Below are 5,477 nucleotides of genomic sequence, written 5' to 3'. Positions count from 1 at the left end.
AAGAATTTGCAGCACTGATAAACCCGCCTCTGCCCCGTGCAGCGGCGGGTTTTTTCATTTCCGGCACCGCCGCACATGCGGCCTGCGCGCAACACCTGCCCCAGCCGCATGCAATCGGGGATTGTGGCGAGACGCCGCTCGCGCTTACAATGAGAATAATTCTCATTTATAATATTCATCATCCATGTCCACCATCCAGCCCAGCCTGCAACAGCAAGTGCAGTCGCTCTACAGCGAGCATCACGGCTGGCTGGTCGGCTGGCTGCGCAAAAAACTCAGCTGCCCGCATGGCGCGGCCGATGTGGCGCAAGACACCTTTGTGCGCATCATCGCCTCGCGCGACGCGCTGTTCGGCATGCGCGAGCCGCGCGCCTACCTGTCCACCACGGCAAAGCGCTTGCTGCTCGACCGCGCGCGCCGGCAGGTACTCGAGCGCAGCTACCTGGCGGAACTGGCCCTGCTGGCCGACAGCCTGCCCGGCGCGCCCTCGCCGGACGAGATCCTGATGGCCGTGCAGGCGCTCGGGCAGATCGCCACGGCGCTGGCCGGCTTGTCCGCCAAAGCGCGCGATGCCTTTTTGCTGCACTACCTGGAAGAACAACCGCAGGCCGCCGTCGCCGCGCAGCTGAACGTCTCCACGCGCATGGTGCAAAAATACCTGGTGCAAGCCTTGCTGGCCTGCCGCCACGCCTGCCCGGGCATGGCGGCATGAATCGCCCCCGCACGGATATCGCCGCCGAACAGGCCGCCCGCTGGATCGTGCGCCTGAGCGCCGACGACCCGGCCGAGCGCGAACAGGCACGCTCCGGCTTCGCCGCATGGAAGGCGGCCGACCCGCGGCACGCCAACGCAGCGGCGGGCATGGAAAACCTGCTGCGTCAATTGCACGCCGTGCGCGAGCCGGCCGGTGGCGACCATCGGCCCGCGCGCGCCGCCCTGGCCGCCATCGCCCCCGATCGTCCCCGACAGCGTCTGCGCCAGTTGGCCGCCGCCAGCGCCGTTGCCGTGCTCGCGCTGACCGGTGCGCTGGTCATCAGCGAGCGCCCCGCCTACCTGCTGGCCGACCTGCGCAGCCCAACGGGACAATGGCACACGCACACCCTGGCCGATGGTAGCCGCCTGACCCTGGGCAGCGACAGCGCCGTCAACGTGCATTTCAATGCGGGCGAACGGCATGTGGAACTGGTGCGCGGCGACATCCTCGTCGACGTGGCCAAGGATGCGCAGCGCCCCTTCATCGTCGACAGCGGCCAGGCGGCGATCCGCGCGCTGGGCACGCGTTTCAGCGTGCGCAGGGATGGCGCCGCCACCACCCTGAGCATGCTGGAGTCCAAAGTGTCGGCGCAGGTGCCGCGGCATCCGGCCATCGTGGTGCAGGCGGGCCAGCGCACGCGCATCACGGACGATGGCGTGGGCCCCATCACGGCCATCGATGCGGCCGGCGTGCAGGACGCCTGGCGCGCACACCAGCTGGTGGTCGATGACCAGCCGCTGGCCGAGGTGCTTGACGAGCTGGCGCGCCACCGCCCCGGCCAGCTGCATTACGACCACGCGCAGATCGCCGGTATCCGCGTGGCGGCCGTGCTGCCGCTGGACGACACGGACAAGGCGCTGCAGCTGTTGATCGACAATTTCCCGCAACTGCGCATCCGCATGCTGACGCGCTACCTGGTGATGGTCGACGCGCCAAGCACTGGCACCGCAAAAAAATAATTTACCACGCAGGTTCGTGTTGGCGCATCTCGTGCGTCAAGGCAGCTGAGATCATTCACAAAAGGCTGTCACCATGTACGCTCAAGTCGTTGCCGTTTCCTCCCCGAACACCCTGCGCACGCGTCTGCGCCCGCTGGCCCTGGCGGCCATGCTGCTCGCTGGCGCCGGCCTGCACGCCCAGGCTACAGCCCAGGCCGTGCCGGCTGTCGCCAGCTATGCCATCCCCGCCGGCCCGCTGGCCGGCGCCCTGAACCGCTATGCGCAGCAGGCGGGCGTATCCATCGTCATCGACGCTGCCAAGGTGCAGGGCTTGACCAGCGCCGGCCTGCAAGGCAGCTACGCCATCGATGACGGTTTCGCCGTGCTGCTGCGCGGCAGCGGCTACGCCATCGGCAAGACGTCCACCGGCTATGTGCTGGTGGCCGCGCCGGCGTCCACGCCCACGGCGGCGATCGGCGCTGCTTCAGCGGCCGAACGCACCATGCCCTCGATTACCATCGTTGGCCAGGCCGAGCAAGGCGCCACCACGGAAGGCAGCGGCTCCTACACGGCGCGCAAGCTCACCATCGGCAAGGGCGAGCAATCGATGAAGGACATCCCCCAATCCGTGAGCGTGCTGACGCGCCAGCGCCTGGACGACCAGGGCATCACGGATCTGCGCGAAGCCGTCAACAACGTCACCGGCGTGGTGGGCGTGCATGGCGTGGGACCGGGCGTGGTGATCACGGCCCGCGGCTTCCAGATCGATCAATGGCAGTACGATGGCGTGCCCATCGACCGCAACACCTATGCACTGGGTAACTGGGGCCAGGAAAACATGGTCATCTACGACCGCCTGGAAGTGCTGCGCGGCGCCTCGGGCATGCTGGTCGGCACGGGCAGCCCCGGCGGCTCCGTCAGCCTGGTGCGCAAGCGCCCGACCGCCGCGCGCAGTGTCAGCATGACGGCGCGCGCCGGCTCGTGGGACCATTACGGCGCCCAGCTCGACGTCAGCATGCCCCTGAATGCGGACGGCAGCCTGCGCGGACGCGCCATCGTCGATGAAGACGATACCCATTCCTTCGTCGACCGGGTGTGGGGCCAGAACCGCACCCTGTACGCGGCACTCGACTACGACCTGGGACCGGCCACCACCCTGGGCCTGGCGATCAGCAACGTCAACGACCACGGCCGTCCCACCTTTATCGGCCTGCCCCGCTACGCGGACGGCAGCGCGCTGAACCTGCCCCGCTCCACCTTCACGGGCGCCGACTGGAACCGCAGCGAGGCCAAACAAACCAACGTGTATCTCGATCTGGAACACCATTTCAACAGCCAGTGGAGCCTGAAGGCATCGGCCGTGAACATGAAGGAAAACACTGGCTCCGTGCACCAGCGCGTGGCCTTGCCCATTAATCCCGACGGCAGCGGTGCGAGCTATGCCGACTTTGGCATGGATTTCGACAACCGCAAGCGCGGCATCGATACCTACGTGCGCGGCAAATTCGACGGCCTGGGCATCGCGCAGGAAGTCCTCGTGGGCGCCAGCTACGTCACGATGGCGTCGGACGACGTCTACGCCCGCGTTTGGGAATCTGGTGCGGACGTCTTCAACATCAGGCACAACCGCCCATGGCAAGACCTCGACAGCATCGCCGCGCGCCCGAAGGGCGTGCGTCCCGTCAGCACCTATGAAATACGCCAGAAAGGCCTGTATGGCAGCTGGAACGGCCAACTGACCAGCAAGCTGAAAGCCGTGCTGGGTGGACGCTTCAGCTGGTACGACTTCGTGTATGCGACGCCCAAAGGTCCTGAAGAACAGCTCAACGCCACCGCCAAGTTCACGCCATCGGTAGGCCTGATCTACGCGCTCGATCCGCAATGGTCGGCCTACGCCAGCTATGCCGACATCTTCACGCCACAAAGCATCCGCGATGCGCAAGACAAGGTCCTCAAACCCATCACGGGCAGCAACTACGAGGCGGGCATCAAGGGTGAGCTGATGGATGGCAAGCTCAACACCTCGCTGGCCGTGTTCCGCTATGACCACAAGAACCGTGCCGTCACCGACTATGCTGCGGGCATGGTGTGCGCCGACGGGTACTGCTCGCGCGCCTCGGGCAAGGTGCGCAGCCAGGGCCTGGAAGCGGAAATGTCGGGCGAAGTGGCGCGCGGCTTGCAGCTGTCGGCCGGCTACGCCTATACGACGACGACCTACCTGGACGACCCGGACAGCCAGGGCAAGGTCTTTTCCACGTGGACGCCGAAACACATGCTGCGTATGTGGTCCAGCTACACCCTGCCGGGCGCATGGGACAAGTTCAGCGTGGGCGCCGGCGTCAACACGCAAAGCCATACGCTCGATACCAATCGCACCTTCAAGATTGCAGGCGTCTCGATCTGGAATGCACGCATGGCCTGGCAAGCCAGGCCCCAAGTGGCCCTGTCGCTCAATGTCAACAACGTCTTCGACAAGAGCTACATCATCCCGGCCTACAATACCACCGGGTCGAATAACTACTATGGCGACCCGCGCAACGTGCAGTTCACCTTGAAATACACGCCGAAGTGGTAAAACGATTGAAAAGCTGAAGGCCGGCACGCTGGCCGCGCCGCGTGACTGATAGTGCAACCGGCATTCAGTTCGCGCCGCGGCCGGGATTTTCGGCTAAGATGATGGCGCGGCATTGCGCCGCACCGCATCGTGCATCGGCCTCTCAATCATCTACACCGTCAATGGAACAAAAAGACAAGTCCTGGGTCACTTCGGTGGACGTCGCCAAACGGGCCGGCGTCTCGCGCTCCGCCGTCTCGCGCACGTTCACGCCCGGCGCCAGCGTGGCGCCCGAAACGCGGGCCCGCGTGATGGAAGCGGCGCAGTCGCTGGGCTACCAGGTCAACATCCTGGCGCGCAGCATGAACCAGGGCCAGAGCAATCTGGTGGGCGTCGTCATCACGGGCTTCACGGACCCGTTCCGCGTGGCCCTGTTGGGCGAAGTCACGCGCAGCCTGAGCGAACATGCGCTGGTGCCGCTGCTGATGAATGCGGAAGATCCCGAGCGCCTCAGTGAACTGCTGCGCATCCTCCTCAGCTACAAGATTTCCGGCGTCATTATGACGTCCGGCTCGCCGCCGTCCGCCGTCGCCACGGAATACCTGCAGCGGCAAGTGCCGGTGGCCATGATCAACCGCGCGCGCGACCTGAAAGGCGTGGACGTGGTCAACAGCGACAACCGCCATGGCGGCGAACTGGCGGCCAGCACCCTGCTCGACAGCGGCGCCAAACGGCTGGCCTTCGTCAACACGCGCGCCAGCAGTTTCAGCGGTATCGCGCGCGGCAAGGCCTTCCTCGACCACCTGGCGCCGGCCGTGGCGAAGAAGCGCTGCACGGCCGGCGAATACCTGGCCGAGGCCATCGGCTACCAGGCGGGCCAGGAAGCGGCCGACGCCCTGCTCGCATCAAGCAAGCTGCCCGACGGCGTCTTTTGCGCCACCGACCTGATCGCCTGCGGCTTCATCGATGCGGCGCGCAGCAAGTACGGCATCGACGTGCCCGCGCAACTGCAGGTGATCGGCTTCGACGACATTCCCATGGCGGCGCTGGATGCCTACCAGTTGACCACCATCCGCCAGGATGCGGGTGAACTGGCGCGCCGCGCCGTCAAGAGCCTGGTTGAGCGCATGGAAAAATTCGCCATGCCGGGCCGCCTGAAGGAAGTCCCCGTCACCCTGGTGCGGCGCGGCACGACGCGCTAAGCGATTCAATACGGCAGATGGCGCAACGC

Annotated in this window: 5 protein-coding genes; 4 read left to right on the top strand and 1 reads right to left on the bottom strand. The window is 65.9% G+C overall.

What is annotated here, in order from left to right; genetic code table 11:
- A partial coding sequence (locus tag AC07X6_RS27400) for a hypothetical protein (protein WP_494793054.1) occupies window positions 1–182 on the bottom strand: 182 nt, incomplete at its 3' end.
- A gap of 2 nt (window positions 183–184) precedes the next feature.
- Between AC07X6_RS27400 and AC07X6_RS27395 the strand changes: the two genes are divergently transcribed.
- The 4 genes from AC07X6_RS27395 (at window position 185) to AC07X6_RS27380 (ending at window position 5,448) form a co-directional block, all read left to right on the top strand.
- Window positions 185–712, top strand: coding sequence for a sigma-70 family RNA polymerase sigma factor (locus AC07X6_RS27395; protein WP_230539967.1), 528 nt, complete (start codon window positions 185–187; stop codon window positions 710–712).
- Window positions 709–1,713 (top strand): FecR family protein, encoded by a 1,005-nt coding sequence (locus AC07X6_RS27390; RefSeq protein WP_474292770.1) that lies wholly within the window; start codon window positions 709–711, stop codon window positions 1,711–1,713. Before AC07X6_RS27395 ends, AC07X6_RS27390 begins: the two co-directional genes overlap by 4 nt.
- 73 nt (window positions 1,714–1,786) lie before the next feature.
- On the top strand, window positions 1,787–4,267 hold the full coding sequence (locus AC07X6_RS27385; RefSeq protein ID WP_494793053.1) for a TonB-dependent siderophore receptor: 2,481 nt from the start codon (window positions 1,787–1,789) through the stop codon (window positions 4,265–4,267).
- 161 nt (window positions 4,268–4,428) lie between these two features.
- Complete coding sequence (locus AC07X6_RS27380; protein WP_230539970.1) at window positions 4,429–5,448, top strand: LacI family DNA-binding transcriptional regulator; 1,020 nt, start codon at window positions 4,429–4,431, stop codon at window positions 5,446–5,448.
- The last annotated feature ends 29 nt before the right edge of the window (window positions 5,449–5,477 follow it).

It is taken from the genome of Janthinobacterium sp. GW460-12-1-14-LB5 (assembly GCF_059423585.1).
Note: the sequence above shows the minus strand (reverse complement) of the source record. Positions and strands in the feature narration are given on the sequence as shown.